This window comes from Pseudomonas sp. NPDC087814 (assembly GCF_044742865.1).
Classification (GTDB): Bacteria; Pseudomonadota; Gammaproteobacteria; order Pseudomonadales; family Pseudomonadaceae; genus Aquipseudomonas.
In genome coordinates, this window is record NZ_JBIUVK010000026.1 from 1 (window position 1) to 15960 (window position 15960).

Sequence of the window (15960 nt, forward strand, 5' to 3'; positions counted from 1 at the left end):
CGCTTCCGATCTCTCGTTAGCGGGAGGCGAATTCTACAGCGTTACACGCTGCTGTCAACACCTCTTTTTCTCCGCTTTCGACCGAGAAGATCGAACCGTTAATAGGGCCAAACAACACTGCCTTACTAACTCCTTCTGGACTTCGATGATCTGAAGCATCTCGCTGTCGAAACCTACATAACTCTTTGTTTACCAAGGAGTTTTCCGTTTCGACTGCGCCGGAAGTGGGGCGAATTATAGACTTCCAGAATCTGCCGTCAACCCTTAATTCAGCTTTTCTATCAAATAGGTATTTCTGGCTAAAAACCGACCAACTTCCCTCTATATAGAGAGCCTCAACAACCCTCTATATAGAAGAGAAGCTTCAGATGACCCCGGCCTCCCTCAAAGCCGACACATTCGCTGGCGTCAAACCCAGCACTTGCTGCAGCACCTGATGGGTATGCTCACCCAACAGCGGAGGTGCGCTGCGGTATTCAACAGGCGTCTTGGACAGGCGCATAGGACTTGCCACCTGGGGCACAGTACCAGCCAACGCATGAGGCAACTGCATCGCCAACCCGCGCGCTTTCACCTGAGGATCGGCAAACACCTGCGCCAGGTCATTGATCGGGCCGCAAGGCACACCTACTCGCTCCAGCTGAGCTACCCATTCAGCCGTGCTCTTGAACACGGTAGCCTGACGGATCAACGGAATCAGCACCGCCCTGTTGGCCACTCGCAGCTTATTAGTTGCAAACCTAGGATCATCCGCCCACTGGGGCTGCCCAGCCACTTCGGCAAATTTGCGGAACTGCCCATCATTACCCACAGTAAGAATGAAGTCGCCATCCGCCGTAGGAAAATCCTGATAGGGAACGATATTCGGATGAGCGTTACCCAGGCGCTTTGGAGAGACGCCCGTCGTCAGGTAGTTCATCGCCTGATTAGCCAGACAAGCCACCTGCACATCCAGCAACGCCATATCGATATGCTGGCCGCCACCATCATGATCCCGGTGAGCCATGGCCGCCAGGATCGCAACTGTCGAGTAAAGCCCCGTAAGAATATCCGTCAGCGCCACGCCAACCTTAACCGGTCCGGCGCCGTCTTCACCCTCCGGGCGGCCAGTCAGGCTCATCAGCCCGCCAAGCCCCTGGATCATGAAGTCGTAGCCCGCCCGCGTCGCATAGGGCCCGGTCTGACCAAACCCGGTAATCGAGCAGTAGATCAACTCCGGATTGATCTCCTTGAGCGACTCATAGTCCAACCCATAGGCCGCCAAGCCGCCTACCTTGAAGTTCTCGATCAGAATGTCGGACTTCGCCGCCAGGTCACGCACCAGCTTCTGGCCCTCCGGCCGCGTGAAGTCGATCGTCACCGATTCCTTGTTGCGATTGGCAGACAGGTAATACGCCGCCTCAGTGGTGTTTTCCCCATACGCATCCTTGAGGAAGGGTGGCCCCCAGGCACGAGTGTCGTCGCCATTCCCGGGCCGCTCGACCTTGATCACTTCAGCGCCAAGGTCTGCAAGTATCTGCCCGGCCCAAGGGCCCGCCAGCACTCGCGACAAATCCAGTACCCGCAGGTGCGAAAGCGCGCCCATGGTCGTTCTCCTATTAATAGAACGCCTGAATACCGGTTTGCGCTCGCCCCAGGATCAATGCATGCACGTCGTGAGTACCCTCATAGGTATTCACCACTTCAAGGTTGACCAGGTGGCGGGCAATGCCGAACTCATCCGAGATGCCGTTACCACCGAGCATGTCACGCGCCATCCGGGCAATGTCGAGCGACTTGCCACACGAGTTACGCTTCATGATCGAGGTGATTTCCACAGCCGCAGTGCCCTCATCCTTCATACGACCCAACCGCAGGCATCCTTGCAGCGCCAGGGTGATTTCAGTCTGCATGTCTGCGAGCTTCTTCTGGATCAGTTGAGTAGCCGCCAAAGGCCGCCCGAACTGCTGGCGATCAAGGGTGTACTGACGCGCGGTATGCCAACAGAACTCCGCGGCCCCCAAGGCACCCCACGAGATCCCGTAGCGTGCCGAGTTAAGGCAAGTGAACGGTCCTTTCAGGCCACGCACATCCGGGAAGATGTTCTCTTCAGGAACAAACACGTTATCCATGACGATTTCACCGGTGATCGAGGCGCGTAATCCGACCTTGCCATGGATCGCCGGAGCACTCAGGCCTTTCCAACCCTTTTCCAGCACGAAGCCGCGAATGTCGCCCGCATCGTCCTTGCCCCACACCACGAACACATCCGCAATCGGGCTGTTGGTAATCCACATCTTGCTGCCAGTGAGGCTGTAGCCGCCATCCACTTTGCGCGCGCGGGTAATCATCGCGCCCGGGTCGGAACCATGGTTAGGCTCGGTCAGGCCAAAGCAGCCAATCCATTCACCAGAGGCCAGCTTCGGCAGGTATTTCTGCTTTTGCGCTTCGGTACCGAATTCATTGATAGGCACCATCACCAGTGAGGACTGCACACTCATCATCGAACGGTAGCCAGAGTCCACACGCTCTACTTCACGAGCGATCAGGCCATAGCTGACGTAGTTCAATCCACTGCCACCGTACTGCTCTGGAATCATCGCCCCCAGCAGGCCAGTCTCACCCATTTCGCGGAAGATCGCAGGGTCAGTCTTTTCATGGCGGAAGGCTTCGAGAACACGGGGCGCCAGCTTGTCCTGGGCGAACTGTTGGGCACTGTCGCGCACCATGCGTTCTTCTTCGGTGAGCTGTGAATCCAGCAGCAGTGGATCGATCCAGTTGAAGCTTGCCTTACCGCCCATGAGTGAGTCCTCGCGAAGTAAATCAAAAGTCGTGCATGGAGCCTAGGCCGGGCAGGCGAGGAGGGCAAACGAGGATTTTGCATAGCCTTGTGCTAATTTCTCACTCCGTAACATTCAAAAGCGGCATAGATGCTCTTTACTTGTGAGGTCACGGTACATGCGCAGAAAAATTCCCAGCACCACGGCGCTGGTCAGTTTCGAGGCTGCAGCCCGCCACGAGAGCTTTACCAAGGCGGCACAGGAGCTTTCGATCACCCAGGGCGCAATCTGCCGACAAATCGCCAGTCTTGAGGAGTTTTTAAGTGTCGAGCTGTTTCGACGCTCGCGCCGGGGCGTGAAACTGACAGAAGCAGGGCTTTCCTACAGTCGCCGGGTGGCTACGCAACTTGACGCCGTGGAACGCGACACCCTTTCGATCATGGGACAGCAGGGCACCAACGTTATTGAACTGGCGGTGGTCCCGACGTTCGGCACCCAATGGCTGATCCCACGCCTCAAGGACTTTCAGCACCAGCATCCCGAAGTCACCGTCAACCTGACCAACCGCACACGGCCTTTCCTGTTCGCCGATACCGAATTCGACGCGGCAATCTACTTTGGCGATGCCGACTGGTCCGGTACCGAATCCCACAAACTGATGGGAGAAAACCCGCTCCCGGTATGCAGCCCGCGCTTGCTGGACGGTCGCACGCACTTCACTGCACACGAAATCGCCGAACTGCCCCTGCTGCAACAAACCACTCGACCCTATGCCTGGCGCCAGTGGTTCAACGCGCAACAGCTGGACATACCCCGCGACATGACAGGCCCGCGTTACGAGCTATTCTCCATGTTGTCCCAGGCAGCCATGCACGATATGGGCATTGCACTGATACCGCCGTTCCTTATTCAAAGGGAACTGAGCGATGGGCACTTGGTGATTGCCAGCCCTCAGGTACTGGCGAGCTCAAAGGCTTACTACCTGATGATTCCCGAGAGAAAGGTCGAATCAGCTTCTCTGCATGCGTTCAGAGACTGGCTGATTGATCAGTCGCATCGTTACAACCCCAATATCTAAAGGGTCTTCGTCAATTTATTAACTTTGTAGTCAACAAAATAAAATACCTACATATGTATATATATGTCGCAATTTAGAAGACCGCATCTTTTGACCCTGAAATGGCCTTTAAGCCATGTAGGTATTGGCCTGTAGCCATAAAATTGCAGCGATGCCCAAGCATTCACGTCGGCGATGGAGAAGCGCTGATATTTCGGTAAAAACTCTTTAATCTCCTGTATTTAAACGACTTTAATCTATCCATTGCGACAATCGGTCACGGGGTGACTTGTAGTTAATTTTTCGTCATCCCTCATAATCTCTTGAAGGCCGTAAAGTTCGCCTGCAAAATGCCGCGCCCCGCTGTATTTCAGCGGGATCGTGCTGATCGGCCGCCCAGATTCGCCTGTCGTGGCGCACTGGCCTTTTACAAAAATCAAAGCAAAAAGATCATGCAGGAGATTTGACGTGCACATTGGTGTTCCTCTCGAAACCCAGACCGGTGAAACGCGGGTGGCTGCCACCCCGGAAACCATCAAGAAGCTGATCGGCCAGGGCCACAAGGTCACTGTGCAAAGCGGGGCAGGCATCAATGCCAGTGTCGTCGACAGTGCCTATGAAGCGGCAGGCGCAACCATTGGCAACGCCAGTGATGCATTCGGCGCCGAGCTGATCCTCAAGGTAGTCGCCCCCAATGACAGCGAACTGACGCTGATCAAAAGCGGCGCAGTGCTGGTGGGCATGCTCAATCCGTTCAGCAACGAAACCATCACCCGACTGGCCGAGCATGGCATCACGGCCTTTGCCCTTGAGGCCGCGCCGCGCACCTCCCGCGCGCAGAGCCTGGATGTGCTTTCTTCCCAGGCAAACATTGCCGGCTACAAGGCTGTACTGCTCGCCGCCCATCACTACCCACGCTTCATGCCAATGCTGATGACCGCCGCCGGTACGGTGAAAGCCGCTCGCGTGCTGATTCTTGGAGCTGGTGTAGCAGGGCTGCAGGCGATCGCTACCGCGAAACGCCTGGGTGCGGTCATCGAAGCGTCCGACGTGCGTCCGGCGGTAAAGGAACAGATCGAATCCCTGGGCGCCAAGTTCGTCGACGTGCCATACGAAACTGATGAAGAACGTGAATGCGCGGTTGGCGTGGGCGGTTACGCGCGCCCAATGCCAACAAGCTGGATGCAGCGCCAGGCCCTGGCCGTGCATGAACGTGCCAAGCAAGCCGACATCGTCATCACCACCGCATTGATTCCGGGTCGCAAGGCACCGACCCTGCTCAGCGCCGAGACCGTCGCACAGATGAAGCCAGGCTCGGTGGTCATCGACCTCGCCGCAGCCCAGGGCGGCAACTGCCCGCTGACCGTGGCAGACCAGGTGGTCGTGGAAAACGGTGTGACCATCTGCGGCCCGACCAACCTGGCCGGCGCCGTCGGCGCCGATGCCTCGGCGCTGTACGCACGCAACCTGCTGGACTTCCTGAAGCTGGTCTTCACCAAGGAAGGGCAGTTTGAAATCAACCTCGAAGACGACATCGTCGCCGCGTGCCTGATGTGCCGCGACGGCCAAGTCATCCGCAAAAACGCCTAAGCAGGGATTCAGACGATGGAAGAGCTTATTTCCCCCGGTATCTACAACCTGATCATCTTCGTGCTGGCGATTTATGTCGGTTATCACGTGGTCTGGAACGTCACCCCGGCCCTGCACACCCCGCTGATGGCCGTGACCAATGCGATTTCGGCGATCGTGATCGTCGGCGCCATGCTGGCTGCCGCACTCACCGTGACACCGCTGGGCAAGACCATGGGCACCCTGGCCGTGGCGCTCGCAGCGGTCAACGTGTTCGGTGGCTTCCTGGTTACCCGCAGGATGCTTGAGATGTTCAAGAAGAAAGCCCCGAAAGCAAAAGAAGAGGCGCCATCGTCATGAGCATGAATCTGGTCACGACGCTCTACCTGATCGCGTCGATCTGCTTTATCCAGGCCCTTAAAGGCCTGTCACACCCGACGACGTCCCGGCGCGGCAACCTGTTCGGCATGCTCGGCATGGCGCTGGCAGTGCTCACCACCGTGGGCCTTATCTATAAGCTCGGCGCCGAGCTGGCCACTGCCGGCATTGGCTACGTCATCGTTGGCCTGCTGGTCGGCGGCACCGCCGGCTCGATCATGGCCAAGCGCGTGGAAATGACCAAGATGCCGGAGCTGGTGGCGTTCATGCACAGCATGATCGGCCTGGCTGCAGTGTTTATCGCCATCGCCGCAGTCGTGGAACCACAGTCGCTGGGTATCGTGAAACACCTGGGGGATTCGATCCCCGCCGGTAACCGCCTGGAGTTGTTCCTCGGTGCAGCCATCGGTGCAATTACGTTCTCCGGCTCGGTCATCGCCTTCGGCAAGCTGTCGGGTAAGTACAAGTTCCGCCTGTTTCAGGGCGCACCAGTACAGTTCGGCGGTCAGCACAAGCTGAACCTGGTGCTGGGGCTGTTGACGCTGGGCCTGGGCCTGGCCTTCATGTTCACCGGCAACCTCAGCGCCTTCGCATTGATGCTGGCCCTGGCGTTCGTGCTGGGCGTGCTGATCATTATCCCGATTGGCGGCGCCGACATGCCGGTGGTCGTCTCGATGCTCAACAGCTACTCCGGCTGGGCTGCGGCGGGGATCGGCTTCTCGCTGAACAACTCGATGCTGATCATCGCCGGTTCGCTGGTGGGTTCAAGCGGTGCGATCCTGTCGTACATCATGTGCAAGGCGATGAACCGCTCCTTCTTTAATGTACTGCTCGGCGGTTTCGGCAACACGGCAGACGCCGCCGGCCCGGCCGGCTCGAAAGAAGCGCGCCCGGTGAAATCCGGCTCGGCTGACGATGCAACCTTCCTGCTGACCAACGCCGACACCGTAATCATCGTACCGGGCTACGGCCTAGCGGTGGCACGGGCACAACATGCGCTGAAAGAGCTGACCGAGAAGCTGACCCACCGCGGCGTGACCGTGAAGTACGCGATCCACCCGGTTGCAGGCCGTATGCCTGGTCACATGAACGTATTGCTGGCCGAGGCAGAAGTGCCTTACGACCAGGTGTTCGAGATGGAAGACATCAACTCCGAGTTCGGCCAGGCCGACGTGGTGCTGGTGCTAGGCGCCAACGACGTGGTCAACCCGGCCGCCAAGAACGATCCCAAGTCTCCCATCGCGGGCATGCCGATCCTCGAAGCGTTCAAGGCCAAGACCATCATCGTCAACAAGCGCTCGATGGCCAGCGGCTATGCCGGCCTGGACAACGAACTGTTCTACCTGGACAAGACCATGATGGTCTTCGGCGACGCCAAGAAGGTCATCGAAGACATGGTCAAGGCCGTCGAATAAACACTGCGCCAGCGCAATACCCAAAACCCTGGCCTTTAGTAGGCTGGGGTTTTTTATTGCCGGTAAAAACCGACAAAAGGCTCTAAATCGCTGCCTGGCATTCGACCATGGTAGCGGGACGAAATTTTTTGAAATCACTAGACTGCGCATCTTGCTTCCGTAGCCCGAGATAACAATCCATGTACCGTGATCGTATCCGCTTGCCTTCGTTGTTGAACAAGGTCATGAGCGCGGCTGACGCTGCCGCACTGATCCAGGACGGCATGACCGTCGGCATGAGCGGCTTCACCCGCGCCGGTGAAGCCAAGGCCGTGCCCCACGCCTTGGCCGAACGCGCCAAGACATCACCGCTGAAAATTACCCTGATGACCGGCGCCAGCCTGGGCAACGACCTGGACAAGCAACTGACCGAGGCCGGTGTACTGTCGCGACGCATGCCATTCCAGGTGGATAGCACCCTGCGCAAGGCGATCAACGCCGGCGAGGTGATGTTTATCGACCAACATTTGTCGGAAACCGTCGAGCAGCTGCGCAACAATCAGCTCAAGCTACCGGACATCGCGGTGATCGAAGCCGTAGCGATCACCGAGCAAGGCCACATTGTGCCAACCACTTCCGTGGGCAACTCCGCCAGTTTCGCGATTTTCGCCAAGCAGGTGATCGTCGAGATCAACATGGCGCATAACCCGAACCTGGAAGGCCTGCACGACATCTATATCCCGAGCTATCGCCCGACCCGCACGCCAATTCCGCTGGTGGCCGTGGACGACCGTATCGGTAGCACCGCGATTCCGATTCCGCCGGAAAAGATCGTCGCGATCGTCATCACCAATCAGGCGGATTCGGCCTCCACCGTGACGCCGCCCGACAGCGACACCCAGTCGATCGCCAATCACCTGATCAACTTCCTTAAAGAAGAAGTCGACGCCGGACGCATGACCAACAAGCTCGGCCCGCTGCAGGCAGGCATCGGCAACATTGCCAATGCGGTGATGTGCGGTTTGATCGAGTCGCCCTTCGAAGACCTGACGATGTATTCGGAAGTCCTCCAGGATTCCACATTCGACCTGATCGACGCAGGCAAGCTGAGCTTTGCCTCAGGCAGTTCGATCACATTGTCGGAACGGCGCAACGCCGACGTGTTCGGCAACCTGGAGCGCTACAAAGACAAATTGGTGCTGCGGCCCCAGGAAATCTCCAATCACCCGGAAGTGGTGCGGCGCCTGGGCATCATCGGCATTAACACCGCGCTGGAGTTCGACATCTATGGCAACGTCAACTCCACCCACGTCTGCGGCACCCGGATGATGAACGGAATTGGCGGCTCGGGCGACTTCGCGCGCAACGCGCACCTGGCGATCTTTGTCAGCAAGTCGATTGCCAAGGCCGGCGCGATTTCCAGCGTGGTGCCAATGGTCAGCCATGTGGACCATACCGAGCATGACGTCGACATCCTCGTGACCGAGGTCGGCCTGGCGGACCTGCGGGGCCTGGCGCCGCGGGAGCGGGCTCGGGTCATCATCGACAACTGTGTGCACCCGGCGTACCGCGATGCCCTGAACACCTACTTCACCCAAGCCTGTGTGCTGGGCGGGCACACCCCGCATATCCTGCGAGAAGCACTGAGTTGGCACATCAACCTGGAAGAAACCGGGCATATGCTGAAGGCGTGATTGATACAGATTCGGGCTGATGCAAACACAGTTTCATCAGCCCGAGCTTCCGAGCCCAACTTTTATAAAAAACTGTACTGCTGTACCGGTCATTTCCTACCGAAATATCCTACCTCGAACTCCATAAACGCCTAAAACGCACCATAAAAGTGCCGACAGGTACAGTTGCTCCAATTTCGTACAGTACAGCCCCTATAAACAGTTAACTGGCCCCTCACAATACAGGTGAACTGTATCTAGAGAGTCTTGCGCGGGAGGAGGATCATTGGCACCAGTTAAACCACTACCTAATCCCGCCACAAGCGGAAGGATGTCATCATGGAACGTACACTCAGTTCCGATCTGTTCTTCGAAGAAAAAGCTGTAAACACCCAGGCTTCCCTGCCTCTGCGCGTTCTCGCCAACCTGATGTTGTGGCAGCGCCGCATCTCCAGCCGCCATCAACTGGCTCGTCTGGATTCGCGTCTGCTGGCTGACGCCGGTATCAGCGAAGCACAACGCTACGAAGAGCTGAGCAAGCCGTTCTGGCGCTAATTAGCGTCCGCTGGCCTTGACCCACCGGGTCCACCGCCAGCACTCCGAATTGTTAAAGCAGAACCCGCCCCGGGTAACCGGCGGCGGGTTTTGTTGTTTATGGGGTTTGGATTTTCAATGGCGAAAACAGTCGGCTTTCTACAGACCGATACAGTTTAAAAAACATAACAATTAAGCAGTACAATTTAACCCGCGTGTATCTGTACCGGTAGCAACCTCCAGCCCAAGATGGTGTTCCAGGACCTCATGAAAGGCGCGCGTCATGAATACCAAAAACCAGCAACACCCTCGGTTGATACAGCTACTCAAGCGCACCGCTGCAGCACTCGTCTGCTGGGGGCAACGGGCCCGCACACGCAGGCTGCTGGCTCAACTGGATCCGCGGGAATTGTCCGATGCGGGTATCAGTCACGGCGACCGGGCATCTGAGCTGGCCAAATCGTTCTGGCGCGAGTAATCACCGCAGGAAGCTATCCGAACAGATAAGCGGCGGCTAATATCCGGCTACCACGTGGCGAACCCTGTAGAACGGGCGTCTGATGCCCATGGTCTCGCTGCTCAAGCAGTAGCTTTGTGCCACCCTTTCGTTCATTTACAGGAGTCACCCCATGTCCCGTCTTCACCTGCTGAGCGCTGCAGCCCTGTTGGCCCTGGCTGCCAATGCCAACGCCTCCAGCCTGATCGTGACCACGGATTCGATCGTCGGCGCACTGAAAGCCACCTCAGACGCCACCTCCGATGCCACTTCCTCCCTGCGTGACAACAAGGTCGTACGTGCCGCCCGTGACGACGCCGCCAGCTTCGTTGCCAGCGAAGGCGCCATCCGTGGCGTAAAACTGGAAAGCGCCCTGGCCCAGATCCGCCAACAGGCTCCACAACTGAATACCGCGACTGACGCGCAGCTGGCCCAGGCGATCCTGGCCATCTGACCGCAGGTGGGATAAAGGGGGCGCCAGGCGCTCCCCGAACCCTCCGCGCTGGCTCTCGCCCGGGCATTGCGCTAGCCTTGGCGCTCGTTTTCAGTTGTCGAGTCCCATGGCTTTTTCATACCGCCTGTTGATCGCTCCCGTAGTGTTTTGCACCTGCTGGTCCACGCAAGCTCCGGCCTTTGACCTGTCCACCCAGAGCCTCGTTGTCAGTGCGTATGCCACCAGCAAAGTGACCTCCGCACCGTTCGACCATAAACTGATACTGGCCGCCCAGGATGACGCTGCCGCTTTCATTGCCACTGACGGCCAATGGCGGGGAGCCCGACTGGAATCAGCGCTGGATTATCTGCGCCATACCCAGCCAAAACTTAACGCCAGTGACCTTGAACTGGCGCAAGCAATTCTCGTCCAATAATCATCTTTGTATTTCGGAGTCATTCCATGCGTAGCCCGCTGATCGCCGCCGCTCTCGGCCTGCTGTTGTTGGCCGGTGTTGCCCAGGCACAAACCCTGAAGGCCACCAGTAACATCATCGTCCGAGCCTCGGCCCGTACCATCGATTTCACCTCGGACACCACCACGTCCATCCGCGACTCCAAAGTCGTACGCGAAGCCCACGACGATGCCGCCAGTTTCGTTGCCAGCAATGGCGAGATTCGTGGCGCTCAACTGGAAGCCGCCTTCGACACCCTGCGAACCCGCGTGCCGGAAGCCCGCGACGCCAGCGACCAGGTCCTCGCCGAAGCTATCCTCTCTCTGTGAGGCGCATTGCCGCCTGGCTACTGGCCGGCACCTTGCTGCTGGGCGCCAGCGCGGCTCAGGCCGCCCTGCAACTGCGGCTCAAGACCGATGGCTTGAGCCCGGCCCAGCAGCAGGCGAGCCAGGCATTGCTGGATGAAGCGATGCAGGCGTTGCCGCCGCGCTTCATCGAGCAACTGGACCGGACCATCGACGTCGGCTGGACCGACAAGATGCCCGAGAACGCCTACGGCCAGGCTTCGCTGGTGTCCGAACTGGACCTCAACAGCAACTTGCTGGAAAGCCTTACCGACGGCAGTGCCGCGACGCAAAAAACCAATCGCCCCCACGGCACCGTGCGCCGGGAAATGCTCGCCACCGTGCTGCATGAACTGACCCACATCTATGACCGTGCCCGCCTGTGGTCCAGCGCCGACCGCAAGCTGATCCAGCGTTGCAGCCGCCAGAACAACATCACCGGCCTGATCGGCCTGCCCGATCAATGCCGGGGCCAGAACGACCGCCGCTTTACCCTCAGCGATGACCCACGCCTGCTGGACCTCGCCGGGTGGCCGCAATACGTCGGCCGTCGCGGCGAACGTGAACAGAACAACCATCAGGTCGCCCGCAGCCCGGACATCTACGAAACCACCAGCCCGCTGGAATTCGTCGCCGTCAACATGGAGTACTTCCTCCTCGACCCGAGCTATGCCTGCCGCCGGCCTTCGCTGTACCGCTATTACAAGGAACACTTTGGCTGGGCGCCGCCCGCCAAGGACACCTGTGCCAAAACCTACGCCTTCCTCAACGCCGGCAACGACTTCGCCAAGACTCCACTGGGCCAGGTCGACCCCGAGCGGGTCTACGAAATCGACTACCTGCTGGCCGAAGCCAACCAGAACCTCGTGAGTCGCTGGGGCCACAGCATGCTGCGCCTGGTGATCTGCGCCCCGGGCCGGCCGCGAGGCCCGGACTGTCGCCTGGACCTGGACCAGCACCTGGTGTTGTCCTACCGCGCGTTTGTCGGTGACGTACAACTGTCGAGCTGGGACGGCCTGATCGGCAAATACCCGTCGCGGCTGTTCGTGCTGCCGCTGTCTCAGGTCATTGACGAGTACACCAAGACCGAGCTGCGCGGCCTGGCGTCGGTGCCGTTGAAGCTCACGCGCCAGGAGATCAACGATACCGTCGAACACGCCGCCGAAATGCACTGGAGCTACGACGGCAACTACTTCTTCATCTCCAACAACTGCGCAGTCGAGAGCCTGAAACTGTTACGCAGCGGCAGCGCCAACCCGCAGCTGACCGGCCTGGACAACATCACGCCCAATGGCCTGCTGGAAGTCCTCAAGGGCCGAGGCCTGGCCGATACCAGTGTGCTGGACGACAAAAAACGCGCGCTGCGCCTCGGCTATCACTTCGACTCCTTCCGCGAGCGCTACCAGGCGATGTTCGAGGTGTTAAAAAAGCGCCTGCCGATCAAACAGGCTGAAGTGGAGGATTGGTTGTCACTGAGTGCCGAAGAGCGCCGCCCATGGTTCGCCGAAGCCGACCTGCGCGCCAGCGCCGCCTTGTTGCTGCTGGAACAGGCGAGCTTCCGCAAGCAGCTCATGCTGGCCCAGGATGAAGTCAAGCAACGCTACCTTGGCGCCCGCGAGCTGAAGAACGGCGGCATGGAAAAGGCCAACGCGACGTTGCAGCAGATCCTCGCCAACAGTGGCTTCCTCAGTCGCCCGGCAGAGCTGCTGGGCACCAGCGGTTACGGCTTGCCACAACCAACAGAATCCAAACGCCTGGAATCAGAAAGCGCCGCGCGCCAGAAGCAGTTGCAGTCGCTGACCGGCGATCTGGACAAAGAGGTGAGGGCGCTGCTGGAACCGGCCCGCGCGGCGGAGATTGCCGCATGTGAAGCCAACCTCAAGCAGCTAGGCGAGCACTTGCGCGCACTGCACAAGGCCTCCGGCGGGTTCGAGCTGCCCTAGAGCGCTTCTCCGTCTTCTTCCGGTAGTTGCTCATCCAGGTGTAACCACGGCAATCGGCTCTCTACCCAGATGTGCCGATCTGCCGGGGCCAGCTCCGGGTGATCCAGGGTTGCGATGGTCACATCGATACTCTCGGCACTCAGCTGCGTTACCAGCGCCAAGTGCGCCCCACAGTTAGAACAGAAATACCGCACGCATGTCGGCAAAGATTCGTACTGCGCCGGCGTTCCCGCCACCCAGGCGAACGCGGAACGGGGCAGGGTGATCCAGGTCGTCACCAAGCCGCCGCTGAGCCGTCGGCAAATCGAACAGTGGCAGTGGGCAATATCCACCAACGCCCCGCTGAACTGATAACGCACCCGCCCGCAATGGCAGCCGCCTTGGTATTGCTCATGCATGCTCTGTCTCCCACATCCTTATTTCACACAGGACCAGTCGTCCATTCAACGTAGCCCGTTTCTCAAGCGAAAGCTGGCTGAAAGCTTCCGGGACTAGGATCGCCCACCACTACCGGCAACAGACCGGTTGTTAACAACAACAATGGTGATTCCCGATGTCCGCCCGTACCCGCCTGTTTGCCCCGACTCCACCCGTACGCCTCGTGCCTTTCGTTCTGCGCTGACCCAACCGGTTCGCCATTCCCTAGCCGCGCTACGCCTGGAGTATTCCTATGCTGACTTTCCTTGGCTTTGCCATGGTCATCACGTTCATGTTCCTGATCATGACCAAGCGCCTGTCTGCGCTGATCGCCCTGATCATCGTACCGATCCTGTTCGCGCTGTTCGGTGGCTTTGCCCCGCAGATCGGCCCGATGATGCTCGCGGGCATCACCAAGCTTGCGCCGACCGGCGTAATGCTGATGTTTGCCATCCTCTATTTCGCCTTGATGATCGACTCCGGCCTGTTCGACCCGGCCGTGCGCAAGATCCTCAAGCTGGTCAAGGGCGACCCGCTGAAGGTCTCGGTCGGCACCGCCGTACTGGCCCTGGTGGTATCACTGGACGGAGACGGTGCCACCACCTACATGATCTGCGTGGCCGCCATGCTGCCGCTGTACCAGCGCATCGGCATGAGCCCGCGGATCATGGCCGGCCTGATCATCCTCGCCGGTGGAGTGATGAACATGACCCCATGGGGTGGCCCGACCGCCCGCGCCGCCAGTGCATTGCACGTGGACCCGTCGGATATTTTCGTACCGATGATTCCAGCCATGGCCGCCGGCGTCGTCGCCATCCTGGTGATTGCCTATATGTACGGCAAGCGCGAACGGGCACGCCTGGGCGAGCTGCACCTGCAAGGCGATGAAATCGACCACAGCGAAATCAGCGTCTCGCAATACCCGGACGCCCGCCGTCCGAAACTGATCTGGTTCAACGGCGCACTGACCTTCGCCCTGATGTGCACCTTGATCGCCGGCCTGTTGCCACTGCCGGTACTGTTCATGGTGGCCTTCAGTATCGCGATGATCGTCAACTACCCATGCCTGCAGATGCAGAAAGACCGGATCGCCGCCCATGCCGGCAGCGTTCTGGCAGTCACCGGCCTGATCTTCGCCGCCGGTATCTTCACCGGCATCCTGTCCGGTACCGGCATGGTCGATGCCATGTCCAAGAGCCTGCTGGCCGTCATCCCTGACGCGCTGGGGCCCTATCTGGCCGTGATCACCGCGCTGGTGAGCATGCCGTTTACCTTCTTCATGTCCAACGATGCCTTCTACTACGGCGTTCTGCCGGTACTGGCCGAAGCCGCCAGCCACTACGGCATCACTGCCGTGGAAATGGCCCGCGCCTCAATCGTTGGCCAGCCTGTGCACTTGTTGAGCCCACTGGTTCCATCGACCTACTTGCTGGTAGCCCTGGCGGGTATCGAATTTGGCGATCACCAGCGCTTCACCCTCAAGTGGGCGGTGCTGGTGTGCCTGTGCATAATGGTCGCCGCTTTGCTGATGGGGATTTTTCCGCTGTTCAGCACTCTATAATCGTACAACTTACTGCGCCGGCTCTTAAGGCTGGCGCGGTCTAACACTCGCTCAAAGGAATACACATGGAATGGCTGACCAATCCGGAAATCTGGATTGCCTTCTTCACCCTGACGGCCCTCGAGATCGTCTTGGGCATCGATAACATCATCATGATTTCGATCCTGGTCAGCCGCATGCCCAAGCACATGCAGGCGCGCACCCGGATCTTCGGCCTGGCGCTGGCGATGGTCACGCGGATCCTGTTGCTGCTGTCGATCACTTGGGTCATGCGCCTCACCGACGATCTGTTCGTGGTGTTCGGCCAAGGCATTTCCGGCCGCGACCTGATCCTGTTCTTCGGTGGCCTGTTCCTGCTGTGGAAAAGCTCCCAGGAGATGTACCACGCCCTGGAAGGTGAAGACGAAACCCACGACGAGCCGAAGGGCGCCGGTGGCAAGTTCATCTACACCATCATCCAGATCGCGATCATCGACATCGTGTTCTCCCTGGACTCGGTGATTACCGCCGTCGGTATGGTTTCCCACGTACCGGTGATGGTGGCCGCGATCATCGTCGCCGTACTCGTGATGATGCTGGCCGCTGGCACCATCAGCGATTTCATCGACAAACACCCGTCGCTGAAGATGCTGGCGCTGTCGTTCCTGCTGGTGGTAGGTACTGTGCTGATCGCCGAAGCCTTCGACGTTCACGTGCCAAAAGGCTACGTTTACTTCGCCATGGCGTTCTCCCTGGCGGTTGAAGCGGTGAACATCAAGATGCGTACCGCCATCGCGAAAAAGAAGAAACAGCAGGACCCTGTGAAACTGCGCAAGGACATTCCGGGTCAATAACCTGGACCCGCTGCTGAAAAAGGGGCTTTAGAGCCCCTTTTTTTCATCTGCAAAAAGCTGATTTCATGACAGTTTTGTTTCAATCCCGACTTTAGCTATGCGATGCTGGCGCCGA

The 15960-nt window shown here is 58.9% G+C and carries 16 protein-coding genes; 13 read left to right on the forward strand and 3 right to left on the reverse strand.

All coding sequences use genetic code 11. The annotated features are described in order from the left end of the window. Positions 1-364 precede the first annotated feature (364 nt). Together ACIOMR_RS18910 and ACIOMR_RS18915 are read right to left on the reverse strand one after the other, a co-directional pair. Complete coding sequence (locus tag ACIOMR_RS18910; protein ID WP_003214741.1) at positions 365-1585, reverse strand: CaiB/BaiF CoA-transferase family protein; 1221 nt, start codon at positions 1583-1585, stop codon at positions 365-367. Positions 1586-1598: 13 nt separating this feature from the next. Beyond that, complete coding sequence (locus ACIOMR_RS18915) at positions 1599-2780, reverse strand: acyl-CoA dehydrogenase (protein WP_003214743.1); 1182 nt, start codon at positions 2778-2780, stop codon at positions 1599-1601. 157 nt (positions 2781-2937) lie between these two features. On the opposite strand from ACIOMR_RS18915, the gene ACIOMR_RS18920 reads away from it, so the two are divergent. From ACIOMR_RS18920 to ACIOMR_RS18970, 11 genes are all read left to right on the forward strand, one after another. Then, positions 2938-3837: a LysR family transcriptional regulator gene (locus ACIOMR_RS18920; protein WP_168197498.1), complete on the forward strand. Its 900-nt coding sequence runs from the start codon at positions 2938-2940 to the stop codon at positions 3835-3837. 447 nt (positions 3838-4284) lie between these two features. Further along, positions 4285-5406, forward strand: a complete 1122-nt coding sequence (locus ACIOMR_RS18925; protein ID WP_401195761.1) for a Re/Si-specific NAD(P)(+) transhydrogenase subunit alpha — start codon at positions 4285-4287, stop codon at positions 5404-5406. Between the two features lie 15 nt (positions 5407-5421). Further along, the gene (locus tag ACIOMR_RS18930; RefSeq protein WP_008439664.1) at positions 5422-5745 is read left to right on the forward strand and encodes an NAD(P) transhydrogenase subunit alpha; all 324 of its coding nucleotides are present in this window, start codon (positions 5422-5424) and stop codon (positions 5743-5745) included. Then, positions 5742-7178 carry an NAD(P)(+) transhydrogenase (Re/Si-specific) subunit beta gene (locus ACIOMR_RS18935; protein WP_003214748.1) on the forward strand — a complete coding sequence of 479 codons (1437 nt, stop codon included), beginning with the start codon at positions 5742-5744 and terminating at the stop codon, positions 7176-7178. The genes ACIOMR_RS18930 and ACIOMR_RS18935 overlap by 4 nt, the downstream gene beginning before the upstream one ends. Positions 7179-7357: 179 nt before the next feature. Then, entirely contained in the window at positions 7358-8851 is a 1494-nt protein-coding gene (locus tag ACIOMR_RS18940; RefSeq protein WP_134325506.1) for an acetyl-CoA hydrolase/transferase family protein, read from the forward strand. Positions 8852-9169: 318 nt separating this feature from the next. After that, positions 9170-9385, forward strand: a complete 216-nt coding sequence (locus ACIOMR_RS18945; protein WP_003214752.1) for a DUF1127 domain-containing protein — start codon at positions 9170-9172, stop codon at positions 9383-9385. A 262-nt stretch (positions 9386-9647) separates the two neighbouring features. Continuing rightward, on the forward strand, positions 9648-9842 hold the full coding sequence (locus ACIOMR_RS18950; protein WP_003214754.1) for a DUF1127 domain-containing protein: 195 nt from the start codon (positions 9648-9650) through the stop codon (positions 9840-9842). Between the two features lie 151 nt (positions 9843-9993). Continuing rightward, entirely contained in the window at positions 9994-10314 is a 321-nt protein-coding gene (locus ACIOMR_RS18955; protein WP_008439660.1) for a DUF2388 domain-containing protein, read from the forward strand. Positions 10315-10420: 106 nt separating this feature from the next. After that, complete coding sequence (locus ACIOMR_RS18960) at positions 10421-10729, forward strand: DUF2388 domain-containing protein (RefSeq protein WP_008439654.1); 309 nt, start codon at positions 10421-10423, stop codon at positions 10727-10729. A 26-nt stretch (positions 10730-10755) separates the two neighbouring features. Next, positions 10756-11076: a DUF2388 domain-containing protein gene (locus ACIOMR_RS18965; RefSeq protein WP_003214760.1), complete on the forward strand. Its 321-nt coding sequence runs from the start codon at positions 10756-10758 to the stop codon at positions 11074-11076. Then, positions 11073-13034: a DUF4105 domain-containing protein gene (locus ACIOMR_RS18970; RefSeq protein ID WP_003214762.1), complete on the forward strand. Its 1962-nt coding sequence runs from the start codon at positions 11073-11075 to the stop codon at positions 13032-13034. Before ACIOMR_RS18965 ends, ACIOMR_RS18970 begins: the two co-directional genes overlap by 4 nt. On the opposite strand, the gene ACIOMR_RS18975 is transcribed toward ACIOMR_RS18970, so the two are convergent. Further along, positions 13031-13432, reverse strand: coding sequence for a GFA family protein (locus tag ACIOMR_RS18975; RefSeq protein ID WP_401195769.1), 402 nt, complete (start codon positions 13430-13432; stop codon positions 13031-13033). The genes ACIOMR_RS18970 and ACIOMR_RS18975 overlap by 4 nt on opposite strands. Before the next feature lie 272 nt (positions 13433-13704). On the opposite strand from ACIOMR_RS18975, the gene ACIOMR_RS18980 reads away from it, so the two are divergent. Both ACIOMR_RS18980 and ACIOMR_RS18985 read left to right on the forward strand, forming a co-directional pair. Next, positions 13705-15012: a CitMHS family transporter gene (locus tag ACIOMR_RS18980; RefSeq protein ID WP_003214766.1), complete on the forward strand. Its 1308-nt coding sequence runs from the start codon at positions 13705-13707 to the stop codon at positions 15010-15012. Positions 15013-15077: 65 nt separating this feature from the next. After that, complete coding sequence (locus ACIOMR_RS18985) at positions 15078-15845, forward strand: TerC family protein (protein ID WP_003214768.1); 768 nt, start codon at positions 15078-15080, stop codon at positions 15843-15845. The last annotated feature ends 115 nt before the right edge of the window (positions 15846-15960 follow it).